Consider the following 21509-nt stretch of genomic DNA (forward strand, 5'->3'; position numbering starts at 1 on the left):
AAGTCAGGTGGTAAAATGGGAAAGTATTGATTATATCATTTGATTTCTGAACAAAAATATGATTTCACCATAGACCCTTTTTGACCTGCTATATTTTCTCTTTTGCCATAAGGGGTTAGTCTTTACCAAGGAACAGCTATATGAGAGTATATGGGGCTTTAACAATGCGCCAGAGGGTAGCGATCTGACATCTTTCATACGAAAACTAAGAAAGAAGATAGAGCCGTTCCCAGATAGCCCGCAATACATACTGACCGTCTGGGGTGTCGGCTATAAATTCAACGAAGAAAAACCGTAGGTTATGGTTAATAAACCTTGTGTTTAAGCGATAATTGGCTTTCTTATTTTAAATTTAAACAAACATTCAATACAACAACTGAATACGCAAAAACCTTCGCCCGTACAAACACTATGTTTTGCGCGGGTTTTTTTCATGTGTCGGTCTCTTTCAGTTATTTACGCCCCTAATGATAGAAACGGTGTTTCTTTTTTTGTTTACAAGGCCACAGAACAATGTACCATAGGGATAGCAAAAAAGCAGCATAATGGCATTTGCGCGCAATCCTTATACAGTATATAATTTGTACCTGTTATAATGATTAAGCTGGCTTATATTTAATATCATACAGTAATTTTACCATTAAAAGGCAATGTCAAAGACTTTTGACAGACAAAAAATATACATTCATATACAATACAATAAAGGAGAAGATATAAGATGGATATTGGATTACGAATTAAAAAATTAAGAGAACAACAAAAGATTTCACAAGAAGAACTGGCTCTTAAAATATTTGTTTCAAGACAGACAGTCTCAAACTGGGAAACAAATAAAAGCTGTCCTGATGTTAAAAGTTTAATTATACTATCCAATGTCTTCAATGTATCTTTAGATAGTTTTATAAAAGAAGATATAAAGGAGATGAGAGAAATAGTAGAAAAAGCTGCAATTAAAAAGTTTAATATGATGAGCGTTGTTTTTCTGGCTGAATTGACAGCCATAACTGTAAGTGCCTATCCTTTAGCTATTATTGATGGGTATGCCGGAATTGTTATTTGGTTATGCCTGTTTGCCGTAACACTATATACAGCAGGCAAGATTGAAAGTTTTAAAAAGAAGCATGATATTCAAACTTATAAAGAAATTCTGGCATTCATTGATGGAAAGCAATTAACTCACGATGAAGCACAACAAGAAATAGGAAAAAGAAATTATCAAAAAATAATACTTGCACTTTTGGCAAGTATAATAGCACTTGTTGTAGGTTTGATCGTAATATTTGTTTGTCAACATTTATTATTTTAGGGAGGAAGTATAATTATGGGATTAGAATTTTGGATTATAATGATAGCTTTAATAGCTATGGGCGGAAGCTGTTCATTGGCAGGTACATGGTGGGAGAGAAAGAAAAAAGAAAAAGAGAAAGAAGAAAAGAAAGAACAAAATATTACTTTTTAATGCTGATCAGGCAGTTAGTCTTAGGACTGGCTGCTTTTTTCATGCCCGGAAAGGAGCAGTATTTAGGAGCTTTTACAAATTTTTCAAATAACTTATGTGAGTGGTCTGTCGTAAGGAGTGACCGCTTTTATGAAAAAAGGACGCTGGTTAATATGTATGCCTGTGTACTAAGATCACAACATTGTAAAAAATGCATAAAATTATCAATTGATATTTGTTAGTTATTAATCGATAATTATATTGATTTCGATTGAAAGAAAAGATATAATTACAACATGAAAATAATTAATTGTATTTCAATTGAAAGGAAAGTAATTATGAATCAGAAATTTAAACCTGTTATAGGGATCACGATCGGAGATCCGGCTGGCATTGGCCCTGAAATCATTATTAAGGCATTGAAAGAAAAAGCCTTGTATGAGATATGCCGTCCGCTCGTGATCGGAAGCGTTAATGTACTTGAGCGGGCAGGAACTGCGATAGGTGAGAGCGGGCTCAGACTGGCGGCAGTAGAAAGGCCGGAAGACGCGCAATACCGGCACGGTGTCATAAATGTTCTGGAAACCGGGAATTATGATATTACAGAGCTGGAATGGGGTAAAGAACAGAGGCTTGCGGGACAGATCGCCATTGATGCTGTTGATAAATCGATCGAGCTCGCAATGGCGGGCAGGATCGACGCTGTGACGACTGCGCCGATCAACAAGGTTGCTATCAAAATGGTGGGAGTCAGCCAGGCCGGACACACGGAACTCTATCAGGACGGCACAAAGGCGCCGTATGTGCTTACGATGTTTGACTGCTTTAAAATGCGGGTGTTTCATCTAAGCCGCCATATTTCTTTGAGGGCCGCAATTGATTACGTGACAAAAGAACATGTGCTAAATGACATTGAGCGTATGGATACGGAGCTTAAAAAGCTTGGATTAAACCGGCCTCTTATAGCAGTGGCTGGACTGAACCCGCACTGTGGCGAGGGAGGACTTTTCGGGGATGAGGAGCTGAAGTACATATGCCCCGCCATAGAGGAAGCTGTAGAAGAAGGGATCAATGTGGCCGGGCCGATTCCTCCGGATACACTGTTTTGCAGGGGGAAAAAAGGAGAATTTGACGCGATTCTTGCATTGTATCACGACCAGGGACATATGCCGTGTAAAACGCTGGATCTGGAGCGTTCAGTCTCTGTCACACTCGGACTTCCGTTTATCAGATGTTCTGTGGACCACGGTACAGCCTTCGATATTGCAGGAAAAGGGATCGCTGCGAACACGAGCATGGATGCGGCGATCAGAACGACGGTAAAATATGCGGTGGCCAAGCATAACGCAAAAAAGTAGGGAGGAATCAAGATGGCAGTTATAGGTGCTGTAACGGATGATTTTACAGGCACGGCAAGCGCGGGGGTGCTGGTGGCCAGGTCGCAGGCAAAGACAGGTCTGTTTTTTGATGCGGATGCGGTTAAAAATTTTAAAGATTCTGAAAGACTGGATGCTGTGTATGTGAGCAGCAACAGCAGACATATGCCGCCCCGGGAGGCTTACCGGGCAGTAAAAGAGGTGACGGAAGAGCTGAAGCAGATGGGGATCCGTTATTATTCTAAAAAAATAGACACAACACTCCGCGGCGGCATCGGATATGAAATTGACGCCATGCTGGATTGCCTCGGGCCGGATACGACAGCGGTTATGGTAACGGCAATGCCCCAGTCAAGGCGGGTCTGCGTAGGCGGATTTTCAATCATAGACGGGGTGATACTGACAGAGACTCCTGTCGCAAAAGATGTGAAGACACCGGTGAGGGAATGCTATGTTCCTGAATTGATAAGAGGGCAGTCAAAGAATCAGGTGGACTTCATCTGCCTGAGGGACGTCCTGAGCGGCGTAGATTCGCTCAAGAAAAAGCTGGCGGCATCGAAAGAACAGAAAAACAGGATTATCATTGTGGATGCCATAACAATGGATCATCTGGACATTATAGCTAAAGCGTGTGTGCAGCTTGGGTGGAACATATTGGCAGTGGATCCGGGGGCATTTACAATGAAGCTTGCGTATCACAGAGGCGTCATAGGGGAAGAAAAACCGGCCCTGTCAGACGGCGCGGAACCTGACGGTACAAAGACTGCCCTGTTTATCGTAGGAAGCGCCAATCCTGCCACAGAGAAGCAGATAGATGTACTTTGCGCGCACGGCAGTGAATATAAGAAGGTCAGTGTCTCACCACTGTCTCTGCTCGAAGGCGGAAGTGACGCGGAGAAGGAAACAGGCAGGGCTGTGTGTGAAGTGACTGGTCTGTTAGAGCAGCAAAATAGAACGAGAGCGGTCATTGTTGAGACAGCACTGCATGGAACGGTGGTGAACCTGGAGGAAGAGGACAGAAAGCGCGGCTACAGGCCGGGAACAAGTTCTGCGTTGATCAACAGGGGTCTGGCTGAAATTACAAAACGTGTACTGGAATATGCGGGAAAGGAACGGATCGCGGGCCTTTTGCTGACCGGAGGTGATACGATGGAAAGTGTCTGCCGCACGATCGGCGTGGAATGTATCCAGGCGCTCGATAATATTGTGGCACAGGTCGACGTGGGAAGGATCATGGGAGCGTATGAGGGACTGCCGATAGTGGTAAAGGGCGGCTTCTGCGGTTATGAGGATATAGGGATCGATATTGTAGAGAGACTGTTGTTAGAAGCATCGAAGTAGATGAGGAGGATAATTATGATACTAAATTTTTTAAAAAAAGTTCCGGCAGGCATGATGGTGATTCCGCTGCTGCTGGGAAGTCTGATTAACACATTGTTTCCGGATGCACTCCAGATAGGGGGACTTACGACCGCACTTTTTTCAAGCGCGGGCACATCTACGCTGCTGGGGGCACAGCTGTTCTGTATGGGAACTGCCCTGCAGGTGAAAGACATGCCGAAGGTACTGAAAAGGGGAGGGGTGCTCCTGCTGGCCAAGTTTGCCGTAGGAGCGCTGCTTGGAATCATAATCGGAAAGATATGGGGAATGGAAGGCGTCTTTGGACTTACGACGCTGGCTGTTATCAGTGCGGTCACGAACAGTAACGGCAGTGTTTACCTGACTTTGATGGGAAATTACGGTGACCAGGCTGACTGCGGATGCTTTCCGCTGCTTGCGCTGAATGACGGGCCGTTCTTTACACTTGTGGCGCTTGGAGCCTCCGGTCTTGCAAATATCCCATTCATGTCACTGCTGGCAGCTATTATACCGATCGTTCTTGGTATGCTGATCGGTAACATAGACAAAGGGATGCGGGAACTGTTTGCTCCGATGGGAACCGCGATCATTCCTCTGATAGGCTTTGCGCTCGGTGCCGGGATCGATCTGACGAGTATAATCAAAGGGGGATTTCCTGGAATTCTGCTTGGTCTTATCACCGTATTTGTCGGCGGCGGGTTTATTCTCGTCTTTGACAAGTTCATCAGCAGGCGGCCCGGGTATGCCGCATGGGCAGTGGCCACAACTGCTGGCAATGCAGTGGCGGTTCCAGCGGCGGTAGCGCTCATCGACACATCGTGGGAGCCGTACGTTGCGACAGCTACGGTCCAGGTCGCGGCATCGGTAGTGGTGACCTGCATTGTAACGCCATTTATAACGAGCTGGTGGGCTAAGAGGTTTGGCTGTCCGAAGATGCCGCTCCCGGGTCAGAAATTTGACTAAACGCTCTGTATTTACATAGTTAATTGCATATTGTGGATTCACAAAAAATAAACAGCCGTGACAGTTTTAAGTCACGGCTGTTTGAATACACGTCTGTATTGATATATTTTTTTGCCGGCAGTGAGGAGGAAAGTATGATCTTTGAATACTGATGTGAGATTATTTTTTCTGCATGATCAAGCAATTCCGTACCATATCCGTTACCCTGGCGGGAGGGCAGAACAAATAATCTGCATATTTCATTCTCCCTTATCGTAACTGTACCTACGGCATTGCGCTTTAGGTCAAAGCAAAGAAAAACTTGGTTCTCTTTAATATCCTTGATAATATTAGCCTCATTGTGATGTGCAAGAAAATATTCCACTGCGCCTTTAGGAGAGTAATGCGGATATATTTCTTGTTTTATATTCATCCTTGTATCCATCCTGCCTGTTACACGTTCGTCTGCGTTTTGACATATTTCAATGCTTTAGTGACCGGCGGAAGCGATACGATCACAAGTGTGATCACAGCCTCCGCGCCGAGGTAGGACCCCTGATAGAGTGCGGAATAGGCCCACGGATTCATTCCTTCCGGTGCATAGGATGCAAAAAAGATGACCCCGGACAGAAGAGAACAGATGAACCGCCCGATGACACCCACTATGTAGCCGGCCTGCAGACCATATTTCCGTTCGGAAAAGAAACCGGACAATCCGAGCGCCCCGAAAGCAAGCGGATAATCGAGCACTACCTGCTGGATCGAGAGCATGTACGGATCTACAACAAACTGAAGTATGCCATAGGCAACCCCGGTCAGAATACCATACTTCGGCCCATACCAGTATCCGATAAGACAGATGAACAACATGGATAATAATGTGACAGAACCGCCCATGGGCATCTCCCATACTTTAATGTAAGAAGTCACCATTGCGAGTGCGATTCCAACTGCAGAAAAAACGAGTTTCTTTGTGACAGCACCTGAAGAAGTGCTTGTTTTGACACTTGATTTTGACATATTAAATTCTCCTTCCTTACGCCGGCATTATCCGGATCAAGTTATAAGGGTCTGTGCGAAGACATGCACATCTCAGCCGTTTCGGCGCCCCGTTCAAATACTATAATAGTCAGAAAATAAGAATGTGTCAAGTACGGGGGTTGTACGAAAGGGGTCAGACCCCTATGGCCATAGGGGTCTGACCCCTTTGAATTGTTTCAAAGAATTTATACTTTTTTAATTGCATGTTGGGTTAATGAGAAGTAGAATAGAGGGAGTGATTGAAAGAAAGTGAGGTTTATTATGGAACAACAGCAAAATGTAACACCGCCTGTACCCCCGGAGAGCGGCGGAAAGCGGTTCATGCATCTGTGGGGCCCGCTGCTCATCAAGTGGGGAATTGCTTTTGCCACGATGATGGCCGGTGCTATGGTGTGTTCTTTCTTATATATGTCTGCGCATTATGACACAGCTATGAAAGCGATGGAGAATCAGGACCAGATGATGAATCTGTATAATGCCATACTGGAGGAATTGATGAAGTGGCAGACCGTGATCGAAGGGGCGGCTGCATTCATCACGATACCGGTCATGATCGTGCTCTTTCACAGAGACAGGGTGAGGGAACGGGTATCCGGAATCCTGCCGAACAAAAAGGCGCCGGTATGGAAATATGGCGCTGTGCTCGTAATGTCAGTTGCCATGTGCTGGGGACTGAACAACCTGATCGCTATCAGTGGAGTGTCCGCTCTGAGCAGCTCTTATGAGGAGACGATGGAGGTGCTCTACACGCCGCCGCTTCTCATACAGATCATCTGCCTTGGCGTTCTCATTCCAGTCTGTGAGGAACTCGTATTCCGCGGGCTTATGTTTAAGCGCCTGAGAGCGAGAGGGGGCTATATGCAGGCCGCCATATACTCATCCGTTGTATTTTCCATCCTGCACGTGAATTTAGTGCAGATGATCTACAGCTTTGTGCTTGGAATGATGCTGGCTTATATTTATGAGAAGTATGGTTCGATAAAAGCGCCCGCAGCGGCTCATGTCGTCATGAACATTTTCTCGGTGCTGGCCACGAAGTACGAGCTTCTGGAGTGGCTGTCGGCAGATATTATGAGGATAGGGATCGTCACAGTTGTATGTGCGGCAGTGGCGGCGACGATGTTTGTATTTATCCAGAGAATAGAAGAGAGACCCGATTATCCGAATAAACCGGGGGAAAATGAGAATCTGGCAGCTGTGTAAGCTGTCAGATTCTTAAGTTTATCATGTTTTTTTCCAGGGCACGATCATCTAAAAAATGTTGGAATATAAGCTGCATAGCTGTATACGAACTCATACGTGCGTTTCAACGAGATGGAGAAAATTCCAGGCATTTATTTTTCTGTGCTATTTTAAGGAGTTGCTTTTATAAACGGAAGTTGAAATCGGCGTAGGCACTGGAGCCATGTTCGTGTACATCCAGGCCTTCTGTTTCTTCCTCGCGGCTGACGCGCAGCCCGATGGTTTTGTTGATGATGGTAAAGATGACAAATGCCATTACAAGGACGTATGCGGCTACGCTGGCTACACCTGTTATCTGTGTCCCCAGACTGCAGCCTTCTCCGAAGACCCCTGTGAGAATGGTTCCGAGCGCACCGCAGATACCGTGGACACTGACAGCACCTACCGGGTCATCAATTTTTATTTTCTGGTCGAAGATTTCTATAGAGAACACTACGACCAGACCGGCAACAAGGCCTATAATAATCGCTTCCCAACTGCTGACTACATCACAGCCGGCAGTGATCGCCACCAGCCCGGCCAAAGCGCCGTTGAAGGTCATGGACACGTCTGGCTTTCCATAACGGAGCCATGTTACGCACATGGCCATCAATGTTGCGGCAGCGGCGGCGAGATTTGTTGTCATGGCAATATCACCAAGGCTTGTGGATGCGGCTGTTGTAGAGCCGCAGTTGAACCCGAACCAGCAGAACCATAAAATGAATACGCCCAGGGCAGCGATAGGCAGGTTATGTCCGGGAATAGCCCTGGCCTTACCGTCTTTAGTGTATTTGCCAATACGGGGCCCTAGAATCTTAGCGCCGACCAGAGCGCAGAGCCCGCCTACCATATGTACTGCAGTAGAGCCCGCAAAATCATGAAAGCCCATCTGGGACAGGAATCCTCCGCCCCAGATCCAGTGACCGGAAACAGGATATATAATAATACTGATCGCTGCACTGTATGCAAGATAAGCTGCGAACTTTGTCCTCTCTGCCATGGAGCCGGATACGATCGTTGCAGCAGTTGCGCAAAATACAGTGTGGAATATCATGAACACTCCGACAGGAAGTCCATTTATCATTCCATCGGCATCTGCCAGGGACGCGGGATTAAAAAATCCTTTGATGCCTATAATGCCATTCCAGTCTGTACCGTGCATAATGGCGAAGCCGAAGATAAAGAAGAATAAACTTCCAAGCACGAAGTCTAGCATGTTCTTCATTAGAATGTTGCCTGAATTCTTGGCCCGTGTGAAACCCGCCTCACACATTGCAAAACCTGCCTGCATAAAGTATACAAGTACCGCGCCGACCATGGTCCACATTACATTCAACAGCAGGCCGGATGCCTGGGCGGTATCCATCCCATTTTCCATTAATGTTGCTAAATCCATAATACTACCTCCTTATGTCGATACAAAAAGTATGTTTTATAGAGCGTCTGAACCGCGTTCTCCTGTGCGGATACGCACGGCATCTTCAACCTCATACATGAAAATCTTGCCGTCGCCGTAAGTACCGGTCCGGATCTCATCTATAATTATATTGATGAGTTCCTGTGCGGCATCAGCCTCAACTACAGTCTCGACTTTTACCTTGGGCAGCAGATTAACATTATATTCTGCGCCCCGGTATACTTTTTTATGGCCTTTCTGATTGCCGTAACCCATGATGTTGCTGATCATTAAGCCGTTTACATTATTCTCATCCAGAATAGCTTTCAAGTCTTCCAGCTTCTCCGGCTGGATAATGATTTCCAGTTTTTTCATAGCAGTTGCCTCCTTTTTTATAATTTGTCTGCCCGTTATTTCCTTTAGATACAACTCAGATGATGGGACAGACGGATACAAAAAAGAGCGCTTTCCGCAATGGAAAACGCCCTCGTTTTTTGATGTGTCTTATTATACACGGGTGGAAATATTTGTAAATACTATTTTAATGAAAATTTAATATTTCATCAAAACTGTCCATAAAAACTATAAGATTGAAAAAAATGTTGTGATTATTTTTATGTATTAGACAAAATATCCATGAAATCCCGTGTTTACAAACAGACGAAAATATTGTATAGTATGAAAAAAGTTTAACAGATCAGGAGGAAAGGGATTATTATATGGACAAACAAATAGAGCAGCGGCAGTATGGATTGTACAGGCCGGAGTTTGAACACGACAACTGTGGCATCGGTGCAGTCGTCGATATCAAAGGCCGCAAAAGCCATGAGACAGTGGCGGATGCCCTGAAGATCGTAGAAAATTTAGAACATAGAGCAGGCAAAGATGCCGAAGGTAAGACAGGTGACGGAGTTGGAATCTTATTACAGATTTCCCACAAGTTTTTCTCCAGAGTCTGTAAACCTCTCGGCATCTTTTTACGTTCCGAGAGAGACTATGGTGTGGGGATGTTCTTCTTCCCGCAGGATGAGCTGAAGCGAAATCAGGCGAAAAATATTTTTGAAGTGATCGTTCAGAAAGAAGGGATGAAGTTCCTCGGCTGGAGAGAAGTCCCTGTAAAAGAGGAAGTGCTCGGCACCCGGGCAAGAGCATGTATGCCGTGTATTATGCAGGCATTCATAGAACGGCCGGACAGAACAGAAAAAGGCATTGATTTTGACCGGCGCCTGTATGTAGTGCGCCGTGTCTTTGAACAGAGCAGCGACGATACATATGTGGCGTCTCTTTCCAGCCGGACGATCGCATATAAAGGAATGTTTCTCGTAGGACAGCTCCGTTCTTTCTTTACAGACCTGCAGTGCCCGGATTACGAATCTGCGATCGCACTTGTGCACTCGCGGTTCAGTACAAACACGAACCCAAGCTGGGAGCGGGCACATCCGAACAGGTTTATCGTACATAACGGAGAGATCAACACGATCCGGGGCAATGTTGACAAAATGCGCGCGAGGGAAGAAAATATGGAGTCCGAATGCCTGAAAGGCGAGCTGCATAAAGTGCTGCCGGCGGTGAGCAGCGCAGGTTCGGATTCCGCAATGCTCGATAACGCGGTGGAATTTATGGTTATGAGCGGGATGGAACTTCCCCTGGCTGTTATGATATCCATTCCCGAACCGTGGGCAAATACGAAAGATATCTCCCGGAAGAAAAGAGATTTTTATCAATATTATGCGACAATGATGGAGCCGTGGGACGGTCCTGCCTCCATCCTGTTCAGCGACGGCGACTGCATGGGAGCGGTCCTTGACCGGAACGGGCTGAGACCGTCCAGGTATTACATTACTTCCGACGACCGTCTGATCCTGTCGTCGGAAGTAGGCGTACTTGGCATAGAGCCGTCCGGGATCGTGCTCAAGGAGCGGCTGCATCCCGGCAAGATGCTGCTTGTAGATACCGCGGCAGGAAAACTTATAGACGATGAGGAACTGAAAGAAATGTATGCCGGCCGCCAGCCTTACGGCGAGTGGCTGGACAGTAACCTTATAAAGCTGAAAGACCTGAAGATCCCAAATGAAAAGGTACCGTCATACACAGGCGAGGAGTGCAAAAAGCTTCAGAAAGCTTTCGGATATTCCTATGAAGAAGTAAAGACTTCTATACTGAATATGGCCAGGAACGGGATAGAACAAACGGCGGCAATGGGGGCCGACATACCACTGGCAGTGCTGTCCGGCAGGCATCAGAATCTGTTTGCCTATTTTAAACAGCTGTTCGCACAGGTCACCAATCCTCCTATTGACGCGATCCGGGAGGAGATCGTGACATCCACGACGGTATATATCGGAAGAGACGGGAACCTTCTGAAGGAAAGCGCACAAAACTGCAGAATGCTCAAGGTCAATAATCCGATTCTCACCAACACAGACCTGCTGAAAATAAAGAACATAAAAGCAGACGGTTTCAAGGCGGCTGAGATACCTATTGTATACTATAAAAATTCCGGTCTTGAAAAAGCCATAGACTATCTGTTCATCGAGGTGGACCGGGCGATCCGGGAAGGGGCGAATATACTCGTTCTGTCAGACCGGGGCGTGGATGAGTACCATGTGGCCATGCCGTCTCTTTTGGCAGTGTCCGGTTTGCAGCAGCATCTTGTGCGGACAAAAAAGCGGACGTCAGTGGCTATTATAGTAGAGACGGGAGAACCAAGAGAAGTACATCATTTTGCCGCGCTGCTCGGATACGGGGCCTGTGCCGTCAACCCATATCTTGCACATGAAACGATCCGGCAGCTCATAGACACTGACATGCTCCAGAAAGATTATTACGCGGCAGTAGATGATTACAATGAGGCGGTCATACACGGCATTGTAAAGATCGCTTCCAAGATGGGCATTTCCACCATACAGTCTTACCAGGGCGCTAAAATATTTGAGGCGCTTGGACTGAAAGAAGACTTTATCCGCCAGTATTTTACCGATACCGTGAGCCGGATCGGGGGGATCGGCATGGAGGAGATAGCCGGAGACTATATGGCGCGTCACTCGGAGGCTTTTGATCCGCTCGGGCTGGAGGCAGAACTTACGCTGGACAGTATAGGACAGCACAAGGCCAGGAGCGGCGGAGAAAGGCATCTGTATAATCCCCGTACGATACATCTGCTGCAGCAGTCCACAAGAAGGGGAGATTATGAGCTGTTCAGAGAGTATGCAAAACTTATAAACAAAGAGCAGGAAGCTGTCAGTCTGAGAGGCCAGCTTGCATTCAATTATCCGGAAAAAGGAATTCCGATAGAGGAAGTAGAAAGCATAGAAGATATTGTTAAGAGATTTAAAACAGGCGCCATGTCATACGGTTCCATATCGAAAGAAGCGCATGAGACACTGGCTGAGGCCATGAATGAACTGCACGGAAAGTCAAACAGCGGCGAGGGAGGAGAAGAGACAGAGCGGCTGTCCGGCAGCCGCTGTTCTGCCATCAAACAAGTGGCTTCCGGGCGGTTCGGAGTCACATCCCGCTATCTTGTGAGCGCACAGGAAATACAGATAAAAATGGCGCAGGGGGCAAAACCAGGGGAGGGCGGCCATCTTCCAGGCACAAAGGTATATCCGTGGATCGCAAAAACACGGCATTCCACCCCAGGTGTCAGCCTCATATCCCCGCCTCCCCACCACGATATCTATTCCATTGAAGACCTGGCACAGCTTATCTATGACTGTAAAAATGCCAATAAGGACGCGCGCATATCCGTCAAACTTGTATCTGAGGCCGGCGTTGGCACTGTGGCGGCCGGCGTTGCCAAAGCGGGGGCAGGACTGATCCTTATCTCCGGATACGACGGAGGGACCGGGGCAGCGCCGGGAAGTTCGATCCACAATGCAGGACTTCCGTGGGAACTTGGCCTGGCAGAAACGCACCAGACGCTCATACAGAACGGGCTTCGGGAACGGGTGCGGCTTGAGACAGACGGGAAACTGATGAGCGGCAGAGATGTGGCGGTTGCGGCAATACTTGGCGCAGAGGAATTTGGATTTGCGACAGCACCGCTCGTGACGCTCGGATGTGTCATGATGCGAGTGTGCGATCTGGATACGTGCCCGGTGGGAGTCGCCACCCAGAATCCAAAGCTTCGCAGACGTTTTACAGGAAAGCCGGAATACGTTGTGAACTTCATGTGCTTTATCGCAGAAAATCTGCGGGAATATATGGCAAGACTTGGTGTGCGGACCATCGATGAGCTTGTCGGAAGAACAGATCTTCTTAAAACAAGAGAAGTTCCCGTTTCCGACCGGGCGGCAAAGCTTGATCTGAAACAGATTCTGTATAACCCATACGGAAAGGAACCGGTTCCGGCCATATACGATCCGAAGAAAAAGTATGACTTTCAGCTGGAAAAGACGCTGGATGAAAAGGTTCTTGTGAAAGAACTTCTGCCGGCGCTGGAAAAAGGCCATAAAAAAAGCATTAAAGTTGACGTGTCGAATACGGACCGTACCTTTGGCACGATGTTTGGATCTGAGATCACAAGACGTTATCCGGACGGACTGCCGGAAGACACCTTCATTGTAAAATGCAGGGGTGCCGGAGGACAGTCATTCGGAGCGTTCATACCGTCCGGCCTGACGCTGGAGCTCACCGGGGACACCAACGATTACTTCGGAAAAGGTCTTTCAGGCGGCAAGCTTTCCGTTATGCCTCCGGAAGACGTCAAGTACAGACATGACGAAAATATTATCGCAGGCAATGTGGCGCTTTATGGCGCTACCGGAGGAAAGGCATTTATCGGCGGAGTGGCGGGAGAGCGCTTTGCAGTGCGCAATTCAGGAGCTACTGCAGTGGTAGAAGGAGTCGGGGACCATGGATGCGAGTATATGACCGGAGGAAGAGTCGCAGTGCTCGGCCGGACCGGAAGAAACTTCGCGGCCGGCATGAGCGGCGGTGTCGCCTATGTGCTCGACATGGACAACGATCTATACAAGAAGGTAAACAAGCAGCTCGTCAATATAGAACACGTGACATCCAAATATGATGTGGCCCAGCTGAAACAGATGATCGAAGAACATACCGCGTGTACCGGTTCCGTGACCGGAAAAGCAATTCTGCAAGACTTTACAGAGTATCTGCCGCGGTTTAAAAAGATAATCCCGGCAGATTATGAGATGATGATGACGGCCATCCTGCAGATGGAGGAGCAGGGTATGGGAAGTGAAGAAGCCAAGATCGAAGCATTTTATGCAATCAGAGGCGGAAGATAGGAGGCGTATAAAATGGGAAAAGCAACAGGATTTATGGAATATGACAGACAGGATAAGGAGGCCGAAGCGCCAAAGTCCCGCATCAGGCATTACAATGAATTTTACACGCCTTTGCCGCGGGAGGAGCAGGAGCGCCAGGGGGCCAGATGCATGTCATGCGGCGTTCCGTTCTGCCAGTCGGGAGAACAGATCATGGGCATGGCAAGCGGATGTCCGCTCCACAATCTTATACCTGAGTGGAACGACCTCATTTACCGTGGAAATTGGGAAGAAGCATATTACCGCCTGAAAAAGACGAATAATTTTCCGGAATTTACATCGAGAGTCTGCCCGTCACTGTGTGAGGCGGCCTGTACCTGTTCGCTGAACGGGGATGCGGTGACGGCAAAAGCCAATGAATATGGAATTATTGAGAATGCATATAAGATGGGGTATGCGTCCGCCAGGCAGGTCAGAGTCAGAACCGGAAAAAAGATAGCGGTCATAGGCTCCGGACCATCCGGTCTGGCGGCCGCTGATCTTTTGAACAGAAGAGGCCACAGCGTCACGGTATTTGAACGGGAAGACAAAGCCGGAGGGCTGCTCCGCTATGGGATCCCGAACATGAAGCTGGAAAAGCAGGTGATCGACAGGAAGCTGTCTATAATGGAAGAAGAAGGCATCGCTTTTGTGACCGGATGCAATGTGGGAAAGGACAGAAAAGCGGACAGCATCTTGATGGAATTTGACTGTGCCTTGCTGGCATGCGGAGCCTCCCGCCCGAGAGATATCAAAGTGCCTGGACGTGACGCAAAGGGGATTCATTTTGCGGTGGATTTTCTCAAGTCCACGACAAAGGCGCTTTGGGCAAACGAGATGAAACCGAAGGACGGGACGTATATTTCGGCAAAAGGAAAAAGAGTGCTTGTCATCGGCGGAGGCGATACCGGAAATGACTGTGTCGGAACCGTTGTGCGCCACAGAGCGGCATCGGTGCTTCAGCTTGAAATGATGCCGAAAGCGCCTGAACACCGAACAGAAGAGAATCCGTGGCCGGAATGGCCGAAGGTGAGCAAGACGGATTACGGACAGGAGGAGGCCGCCGCTGTGTTCGGGCAGGATCCGAGAGTCTATGAGACTACAGTGAAAGAATTTATCAAAGATGAGAACGGAAACGTGTGTAAAGCGGTACTCACGAAACTGGAGGGCAGGAGAGATAAGAAATCCGGCCGTATAATAATGGCAGAAGCCGCAGGAAGTGAATATACTGTAGAAGCGGACCTTGTGCTGATCGCCGCCGGTTTTCTCGGGTGCGAGCCGTATATTGCCAATGCATTCGGGGTGAAGACAGATGAGCGCGGCAATGCAGCGACGTCAAAGGGAGGATACCGCACGAATGCGGAAGCTGTGTTCGCGGCGGGAGATATGCGCAGGGGGCAGTCCCTTGTCGTGTGGGCGATCCGGGAAGGGCGTGAAGCTGCCCGGGAAGTGGATAAAAGTCTGATGGGATATACAAATCTTAATATTCAGTGAAGAGAATTGTTACGAAAGTATTAAATTTTATTGCAAAATTTGGCAATATAAGGTATAATCATTCCTAGATGTAGGGGTACTTTGTCTATGTTAGACGAATGAGGGAGTTTAAAATAAGTAAAAAGGATGATTATTATGAAGAGATTGAAAGCTACGTTGGTGACAGTAGCGCTGACCAGTTCCCTGATCGTAACGCCGGTGTTCGCAGAACCGTCGGTAGATGATCTGAAGGCGAACAAGAAGGCAGCGGAAGAACAAGTCAGTTCACTGCAGAGCCAGCTGACAGATTTGCTGAACAAGCTCGGCCAGCTGGAGGAGGATCTGATCGCCAAAGGGGAGGAGATCACAAAGGCAGAGGAAGACCTGAAAGAAGCAGAGGCACTTGAGAAAAAGCAGTACGAGGACATGAAGCTTCGGATCCAGTTCATGTATGAAGAAGGAAATACGAGCGCGGTAGAGGCGATCGTAACGTCCGAGAATTTTGGAGATCTGGTCAATAAAGCAGAATATGTACAGAATGTGCATGATTATGACCGCGATAAACTTCAGGAATATGTGGATACGAAGCAGAAGATCGCAGATTTGAAGACAACTCTGGAAGAAGAGAAGACGAATCTCGAGAGTATGCAGTCTGAGTATGAAAGCAAAGAAGATGAATTAAATACGACGATAGAGACTAAAAAGTCAGAGATCGCAGATTTTGATGACCAGATACAGGCGGCGGCGGAAGCTGCGGCGGCCGAGGCTGCTAGACAGCAGGAAGCGCAGCGCCAGGCGGTAGCGTCAGACAATAATGGCGGAGGCGGCTCCGGTTCAGGCGGCGGCACGAACAGCGGCGGAGGCGGCAGTTCATCCGGTATCGATTATACAGGAACAGGCAATACGGCTACGGCACAGGCGATCGTAAGCGCGGCGTACAGCCAGCTCGGTGTGCCATATGTATGGGGAGGCACTACACCGGGAGCAGGGCTGGATTGTTCCGGACTCACACAATACTGCCACAGAGTAGCCGGGATCAGTATCGGACGTACGTCACAGGTACAGGGAGGCGGCGGAAAAGCGGTCAGCAGTCCGCAGCCGGGAGACCTGGTATGTTACGGAACGCATATTGGTATTTATATAGGAAATGGACAGATGATCCATGCACCACACACAGGGGATGTAGTTAAGGTAGCAAATGTATATGGTTCACCATGGTACAGACGTTACTGGTAAGGGGAAATACTTAGACTAAGGAGAGACTTATGAGGAAACTGTGTAGAGTGTGTACGATTTCATTGCTGGCGGGAGTTCTGGTTGTAACACCGGTGTCTGCAGAACCGTCGGTAAACGATTTGGAGAGCAGTAAGGCGGCAGCCGAGAACGAGGTCAGCGCCCTTCAGAGTGAATTGTCAGCGACATTAGACAAGATCGCGTCACTGGAAGCTGAGCTGAAAGAAAAGACAGAAGCGGTAGTAAAGACGAATGAAGAGCTGGAAGAGGCGGCCTATCAGGAGCGCCAGCAGTACAGCGACATGAAACTCCGCATCCGGTATATGTATGAAGAAGGGGACGGCAGCGCTGTAGAGACACTTTTATCTGCAAAGAGCTTTTCCGATTTGGTTAATAAAGCGGAATACGTGCAGAATGTGCACAGTTACGATAAGCAAAAACTCGAAGAATATATCAAGACAAAAGAAAAAGTTGAGACATTAAAAAACAGTCTGGACACAGATGTAGAGAATATGCAGGCTAAGCAGACAGCGCTGCAGAAAGAAAAAGAGTCCTTAAGCGGCACGATCTCTTCCAAACAGTCTCAGATCGCACAGCTGGACGCAAGCATTCAGGATGCGTTGGCGGCAGCAGTGGAGGAACAGCAGACGGCAGACGGCGGTGGACAGGATGATGCAGACGCAGGTGGAAACGGCAATACAGATAAAGGCAGTTCCAATAACAGCGGAAGCAATGATGACAAAAATTATGCCCCGCCTTCCGGCGGCAGCGGCGCGGCGGTTGCCAGTTATGCCTGCCAGTTCGTGGGCAACAAGTATGTGTATGGCGGAAGCAGCCTGACAAACGGAACAGATTGTTCCGGCTTTACAATGGCGGTGTACGCGGCCTTTGGAGTATCCCTTCCACATAATGACAGCGCACAGGAGGCGTACGGAAGAGCGGTCAGTTATGCGGAGGCTCAGCCGGGAGATCTGATTTTCTACGGTGGACATGTCGGCATCTATATCGGCGGAGGCAGTATCGTGCATGCATCCAATTCGGCGCCTTATCCTGAGGGTGGGATCAAGATCAGCAGCGCTACATACAAACCGATCAAATGTGTCAGAAGAATTTTTTAAATAAAAGAATGGACGGACCGGCTGTGACCGGTCCGTTTTTGTATTATTTACCTGTCGTATTTTACAGAAAGTTGTTGAATCTCGAGGCAATATATAGTATCCTTTACGTGAGTATAGGTAATTTTGACCAAGTATTTTTATTGATTGAATGTTAACAGTTCAACAAGTATCATTTACAGGAAAGGTGAAAATATGAAGAATAGACTGACCCAGGCTGTTATAGTTGCATCGGTGGCAAGTGCGCTCGTAGTGACTCCGGTGTTCGCAGAACCGTCGGTGGACGATCTGAAGAAAAATAAAGCGGCAGCCGAAAGCGAAGTTGGTTCCCTGCAGGCAGAACTGACAGAACTTGTATCCAAGATCAGCCAGCTTGAAAGTGATTTGATAGAAAAGGGCGAAGAGATCACAAAGGCAGAAGATGATTTAAAAGAAGCCCAGAAGCAGGAAGAAGAGCAGTATGAAGATATGAAGCTGCGCATTAAGTTTATGTATGAGGAGGGCGACACCAGTTTTGTGGAGACGCTCGTATCCGCAAAAAACTTTTCCGATCTCGTCAATAAAGCGGAATATGTTCAGAACGTACATACATATGACAGACAGATGCTGACAGAATATGTAGAAACAAAGCAGAAGGTAGCGGACCTCAAAGTTACGCTCGAGGAAGAAATGACCAGCATGGAGAACATGCAGCAGCAGTTTGAGTCTGATAAGGACAGCCTTGACGCCACACTTGAGAGCAAGCAGGCAGAGATCGCCAATCTCGACGGAGAGATACAGGCGGCGGTTGAAAAGGCTGCCGAGGAACGAAGAAAAGAGGAAGAAGCAAGGCAGGCAGAGGCAAGAAGACAGGAGGCAGCGCAGGCTCCGTCTGATAACGGAGGCGGCGGAGGTACGGGAGGAAGCAGCAAACCGTCCACGCCTCAGCCATCTTACCAGGGACAGGGCGACACAGCAGTCGCGCAGGCGATCGTGAGCGCTGCGTATTCGCAGCTTGGAGTTCCTTATAAATGGGGAGGAACGACGCCGGGCGTCGGACTTGACTGTTCCGGGCTTGTTCAGTATGCACACAGGGTGGCTGGAATTTCCATCCCAAGAAACTCAGAGGCGCAGTATGCGGCCGGTCAGAAAGTTTCAATTCCGCAGCCGGGCGACATCTGCTGGAAGCCGGGACATGTAGGCGTTTATATCGGCAACGGCAAGATGATCGAAGCACAGCAGACGGGTACCAATATTATGATAAGTAATGTCAGAGCAGTAGGTTATGCAAGATATTGGTAGGAAATAACTGGCAATTTATGTAAATATATTGAAAAAAATAGAAAAATGTAGTATTCTGACCTTAAGGTATGCGGGGGCGTATGAGAAAGAACGACAGAAAGTTTGTATTTCTGCCGTACAATAATTAATAAGGATGGGTGAGAATATGAAGAAACGATTAGGACAGGCACTCATCACTACTTTAGTGATGAGTTCTTTAGTTGCAGCACCTGTTTTGGCGGCGCCTGGCGGCGTGGATGAGCTGGAAGGCCAGAAACAGGCAGTCGAAGCCCAGGCGGAGGATGTCAATGCCAGGCTCGTCAGTCTCCTTGTGCAGTTTGATGCATTGAAACAGGATATGGCCGGCCAGAAAGAACGTATCGCCCAGGCGGAGAAAGACTATAAGGAAGCCAGTGAAAAGGAGCAGGAACAGTATGAAGCAATGAAGCTTCGTATACAGTACATGTACGAGCAGGGGGATACGAGCTTCCTTGAGACTGTAGTATCCGCCAGCAGTTATTCCGATCTGGTCAATAAGGCGGAATATGTGCAGAAGGTACACTCTTACGACAGAAAGATGCTCAAAGAGTACGTTGACACGAAAAACGAAGTGGCATCTCTGAAAGAGGAACTGGAGTCCGGTGAAGCCGAGATGGAGGCAATGGCGGAAGACTTAAGCGGACAGCAGGCGAATCTGGAAGGTACTTTGTCTGATATGAGAAGCCAGATAGCGGATTTTGACACACAGCTGGCGGCGGCAAAGGAAGAAGCGGCCCAGCAGCTTGGCGAGCTGACAGAAGATACAGAGAACATGACCGCATCCATCGATAACAGCGGCTCAGATGATGGGGCCGGCGGCGGAAAACCATCATCCGGAGGAAGTACAGGCGGCGCGGCCGCAGGCCAGACGTCGAAACCGACCGGAAATACAGGCGGCAGTACAGGCAGTTCTTCAAATAACAATACGAGTAAGCCCTCTAACAACAACGGTGGAAGCAATACGAGCAAGCCGTCCAACAATAACAGCGGCAATACAAGTAAGCCAAGCAACGCGTCACTCGGCCAGCAGATTGCCTCAAAGGCATGTACATATGTAGGAAATCCGTACGTATACGGCGGCACGAGCCTGACGAACGGGGCCGATTGTTCCGGGTTCGTTCAGTCTGTACACAGGCTGTTCGGTATCTCCACACCGAGAGATTCCTGGGGACAGCTGGCAGGAGGAAAAGCGGTCACTTACTCGAATATACTGCCCGGCGATGTCATCGTGTACAGCGACCATGTTGCCATCTACATAGGCGGAAACCAGATCGTCCATGCGTCTAACAGCAAGCCGTACCCGGCGGGGGGAATTAAGATAAGCAGCCCCGCAAACTACAGAACGGTTCTCGGAGTGAGACGGTACTGGTAATAAAGAAACTTACAGAAGAAATTCTCACTACAGAAAAAATGCAGGAACAAGCCTGTAAATGCAAGAAAACCCTTGCATTTACAGGCTTTTTGTGGTAATATACAACAGTCGCAAAAAAACACGCATATGGTTGTCTGCATCGGTGCCTAAGCTCGGTTGAGCCGGTTTTGCAGAAAAGAAATGTGCGGAAGAAAGAAAACCAAATGGAGGAAAAAGACATGAGTGTTATTTCAATGAAGCAACTTTTAGAAGCAGGTGTTCATTTCGGACATCAGACAAGAAGATGGAACCCTAAGATGGCTCCGTATATCTACACAGAGAGAAACGGTATCTACATTATCGATCTGCAGAAGTCTGTAGGCAAAGTTGACGAGGCTTACCAGGCAATCTCTGACATCGCTGCAGAGGGCGGCTCCATCCTGTTCGTAGGTACGAAGAAGCAGGCACAGGACGCTATCAAGACAGAATCTGAACGTTGCGGAATGTTTTATGTAAATGAAAGATGGCTTGGCGGTATGCTCACCAACTTCAAGACGATCAAGAGCAGGATCAACCGTTTAAAAGAGATCGAGAGAATGTCTGAAGACGGAACATTCGATGTGCTGCCGAAGAAAGAAGTTATCCAGTTAAAGAAAGAATGGGAGAAGCTTGAGAAAAACCTTGGCGGCATCAAAGAGATGAAGAAAGCGCCGGACGCGATCTTCGTAGTAGATCCAAAGAAAGAAAGAATCTGTGTACAGGAAGCTCACACACTCGGCATTCCGCTTATCGGAATCGCTGATACAAACTGTGATCCGGAAGAGCTTGATTATGTGATCCCGGGAAATGATGATGCTATCCGTGCAGTTAAATTGATCGTTTCCAAGATGGCAGACGCTGTTATCGAAGCAAACCAGGGAGCAACCGGATACGAGGAAGAATATGTTGAAGGTGAAGGCGCTTACGAAGAGACAGCAGAGGCAAACTAATAT

General features: G+C 48.0%; 18 protein-coding genes and 1 riboswitch. Of the genes, 14 read left to right on the forward strand and 4 right to left on the reverse strand.

Annotated features, from left to right (window positions below):
* The first annotated feature begins 85 nt into the window (after positions 1-85).
* From LAJLEIBI_RS06295 to LAJLEIBI_RS06315, 6 genes are all read left to right on the forward strand, one after another.
* Positions 86-298 (forward strand): winged helix-turn-helix domain-containing protein, encoded by a 213-nt coding sequence (locus tag LAJLEIBI_RS06295; RefSeq protein ID WP_083790641.1) that lies wholly within the window; start codon positions 86-88, stop codon positions 296-298.
* Between the two features lie 420 nt (positions 299-718).
* A complete protein-coding gene (locus LAJLEIBI_RS06300) occupies positions 719-1306 on the forward strand; it encodes a helix-turn-helix domain-containing protein (protein WP_006443684.1) in 588 nt (195 codons plus the stop codon).
* Positions 1307-1321: 15 nt separating this feature from the next.
* Positions 1322-1459, forward strand: coding sequence for a hypothetical protein (locus LAJLEIBI_RS18045; RefSeq protein WP_006443685.1), 138 nt, complete (start codon positions 1322-1324; stop codon positions 1457-1459).
* Between the two features lie 317 nt (positions 1460-1776).
* Complete coding sequence (gene pdxA / locus LAJLEIBI_RS06305; RefSeq protein WP_040435142.1) at positions 1777-2796, forward strand: 4-hydroxythreonine-4-phosphate dehydrogenase PdxA; 1020 nt, start codon at positions 1777-1779, stop codon at positions 2794-2796.
* A gap of 12 nt (positions 2797-2808) precedes the next feature.
* Complete coding sequence (locus tag LAJLEIBI_RS06310; RefSeq protein ID WP_006443687.1) at positions 2809-4155, forward strand: four-carbon acid sugar kinase family protein; 1347 nt, start codon at positions 2809-2811, stop codon at positions 4153-4155.
* 15 nt (positions 4156-4170) lie between these two features.
* Positions 4171-5136: a 2-keto-3-deoxygluconate permease gene (locus LAJLEIBI_RS06315; RefSeq protein ID WP_040435143.1), complete on the forward strand. Its 966-nt coding sequence runs from the start codon at positions 4171-4173 to the stop codon at positions 5134-5136.
* 19 nt (positions 5137-5155) lie between these two features.
* Here LAJLEIBI_RS06315 and LAJLEIBI_RS19500 read toward each other — a convergent pair whose 3' ends face one another.
* Positions 5156-5560 (reverse strand): GNAT family N-acetyltransferase, encoded by a 405-nt coding sequence (locus tag LAJLEIBI_RS19500; RefSeq protein WP_006443689.1) that lies wholly within the window; start codon positions 5558-5560, stop codon positions 5156-5158.
* 8 nt (positions 5561-5568) lie between these two features.
* Entirely contained in the window at positions 5569-6135 is a 567-nt protein-coding gene (thiT, locus tag LAJLEIBI_RS06325) for an energy-coupled thiamine transporter ThiT (RefSeq protein ID WP_006443690.1), read from the reverse strand.
* Positions 6132-6237: riboswitch (TPP riboswitch) on the reverse strand. It overlaps the preceding gene by 4 nt.
* Positions 6238-6417: 180 nt before the next feature.
* On the opposite strand from thiT, the gene LAJLEIBI_RS06330 reads away from it, so the two are divergent.
* Entirely contained in the window at positions 6418-7359 is a 942-nt protein-coding gene (locus LAJLEIBI_RS06330; protein ID WP_006443691.1) for a CPBP family intramembrane glutamic endopeptidase, read from the forward strand.
* A gap of 163 nt (positions 7360-7522) precedes the next feature.
* Here the strand turns inward: LAJLEIBI_RS06330 and LAJLEIBI_RS06335 are convergent, their stop codons facing one another.
* A complete protein-coding gene (locus LAJLEIBI_RS06335; RefSeq protein ID WP_006443692.1) occupies positions 7523-8773 on the reverse strand; it encodes an ammonium transporter in 1251 nt (416 codons plus the stop codon).
* Positions 8774-8809: 36 nt separating this feature from the next.
* Positions 8810-9148, reverse strand: a complete 339-nt coding sequence (locus tag LAJLEIBI_RS06340; protein ID WP_040435144.1) for a P-II family nitrogen regulator — start codon at positions 9146-9148, stop codon at positions 8810-8812.
* 344 nt (positions 9149-9492) lie between these two features.
* Here LAJLEIBI_RS06340 and gltB point away from each other — a divergent pair, with 344 nt between their 5' ends.
* From gltB to rpsB, 7 genes are all read left to right on the forward strand, one after another.
* Positions 9493-14028 carry a glutamate synthase large subunit gene (gltB, locus tag LAJLEIBI_RS06345; RefSeq protein WP_006443695.1) on the forward strand — a complete coding sequence of 1512 codons (4536 nt, stop codon included), beginning with the start codon at positions 9493-9495 and terminating at the stop codon, positions 14026-14028.
* A 12-nt stretch (positions 14029-14040) separates the two neighbouring features.
* Entirely contained in the window at positions 14041-15540 is a 1500-nt protein-coding gene (locus tag LAJLEIBI_RS06350) for a glutamate synthase subunit beta (RefSeq protein ID WP_006443696.1), read from the forward strand.
* Between the two features lie 126 nt (positions 15541-15666).
* Entirely contained in the window at positions 15667-16755 is a 1089-nt protein-coding gene (locus LAJLEIBI_RS06355) for a C40 family peptidase (protein ID WP_006443697.1), read from the forward strand.
* 29 nt (positions 16756-16784) lie between these two features.
* Positions 16785-17870: a C40 family peptidase gene (locus tag LAJLEIBI_RS06360; RefSeq protein WP_006443698.1), complete on the forward strand. Its 1086-nt coding sequence runs from the start codon at positions 16785-16787 to the stop codon at positions 17868-17870.
* Between the two features lie 192 nt (positions 17871-18062).
* Positions 18063-19148, forward strand: a complete 1086-nt coding sequence (locus LAJLEIBI_RS06365; RefSeq protein ID WP_006443700.1) for a C40 family peptidase — start codon at positions 18063-18065, stop codon at positions 19146-19148.
* A gap of 145 nt (positions 19149-19293) precedes the next feature.
* Positions 19294-20538: a C40 family peptidase gene (locus tag LAJLEIBI_RS06370; RefSeq protein WP_040435146.1), complete on the forward strand. Its 1245-nt coding sequence runs from the start codon at positions 19294-19296 to the stop codon at positions 20536-20538.
* A gap of 218 nt (positions 20539-20756) precedes the next feature.
* Positions 20757-21506 carry a 30S ribosomal protein S2 gene (gene rpsB / locus LAJLEIBI_RS06375; protein WP_147570372.1) on the forward strand — a complete coding sequence of 250 codons (750 nt, stop codon included), beginning with the start codon at positions 20757-20759 and terminating at the stop codon, positions 21504-21506.
* The last annotated feature ends 3 nt before the right edge of the window (positions 21507-21509 follow it).

The sequence above is a fragment of the [Clostridium] hylemonae DSM 15053 genome (genome assembly GCF_008281175.1).
Classification (GTDB): domain Bacteria; phylum Bacillota; class Clostridia; order Lachnospirales; family Lachnospiraceae; genus Extibacter; species Extibacter hylemonae.

Bases quoted from the DNA above. Each gene is read 5' to 3' on its own strand.
- LAJLEIBI_RS06355 (WP_006443697.1), top strand. From the start codon at position 15,667: ATGATTATTATGAAGAGATTGAAAGCTACGTTGGTGACAGTAGCGCTG.
- LAJLEIBI_RS06300 (WP_006443684.1), top strand. From the start codon at position 719: ATGGATATTGGATTACGAATTAAAAAATTAAGAGAACAACAAAAGATT.
- LAJLEIBI_RS06365 (WP_006443700.1), top strand. From the start codon at position 18,063: ATGAAGAATAGACTGACCCAGGCTGTTATAGTTGCATCGGTGGCAAGT.
- LAJLEIBI_RS06330 (WP_006443691.1), top strand. From the start codon at position 6,418: ATGGAACAACAGCAAAATGTAACACCGCCTGTACCCCCGGAGAGCGGC.
- gltB (WP_006443695.1), top strand. From the start codon at position 9,493: ATGGACAAACAAATAGAGCAGCGGCAGTATGGATTGTACAGGCCGGAG.
- thiT (WP_006443690.1), bottom strand. From the start codon at position 6,135: ATGTCAAAATCAAGTGTCAAAACAAGCACTTCTTCAGGTGCTGTCACA.
- LAJLEIBI_RS06340 (WP_040435144.1), bottom strand. From the start codon at position 9,148: ATGAAAAAACTGGAAATCATTATCCAGCCGGAGAAGCTGGAAGACTTG.
- LAJLEIBI_RS19500 (WP_006443689.1), bottom strand. From the start codon at position 5,560: ATGGATACAAGGATGAATATAAAACAAGAAATATATCCGCATTACTCT.
- LAJLEIBI_RS06335 (WP_006443692.1), bottom strand. From the start codon at position 8,773: ATGGATTTAGCAACATTAATGGAAAATGGGATGGATACCGCCCAGGCA.
- LAJLEIBI_RS06360 (WP_006443698.1), top strand. From the start codon at position 16,785: ATGAGGAAACTGTGTAGAGTGTGTACGATTTCATTGCTGGCGGGAGTT.
- LAJLEIBI_RS06310 (WP_006443687.1), top strand. From the start codon at position 2,809: ATGGCAGTTATAGGTGCTGTAACGGATGATTTTACAGGCACGGCAAGC.
- LAJLEIBI_RS06350 (WP_006443696.1), top strand. From the start codon at position 14,041: ATGGGAAAAGCAACAGGATTTATGGAATATGACAGACAGGATAAGGAG.
- LAJLEIBI_RS06370 (WP_040435146.1), top strand. From the start codon at position 19,294: ATGAAGAAACGATTAGGACAGGCACTCATCACTACTTTAGTGATGAGT.
- pdxA (WP_040435142.1), top strand. From the start codon at position 1,777: ATGAATCAGAAATTTAAACCTGTTATAGGGATCACGATCGGAGATCCG.
- LAJLEIBI_RS18045 (WP_006443685.1), top strand. From the start codon at position 1,322: ATGGGATTAGAATTTTGGATTATAATGATAGCTTTAATAGCTATGGGC.
- LAJLEIBI_RS06315 (WP_040435143.1), top strand. From the start codon at position 4,171: ATGATACTAAATTTTTTAAAAAAAGTTCCGGCAGGCATGATGGTGATT.
- rpsB (WP_147570372.1), top strand. From the start codon at position 20,757: ATGAGTGTTATTTCAATGAAGCAACTTTTAGAAGCAGGTGTTCATTTC.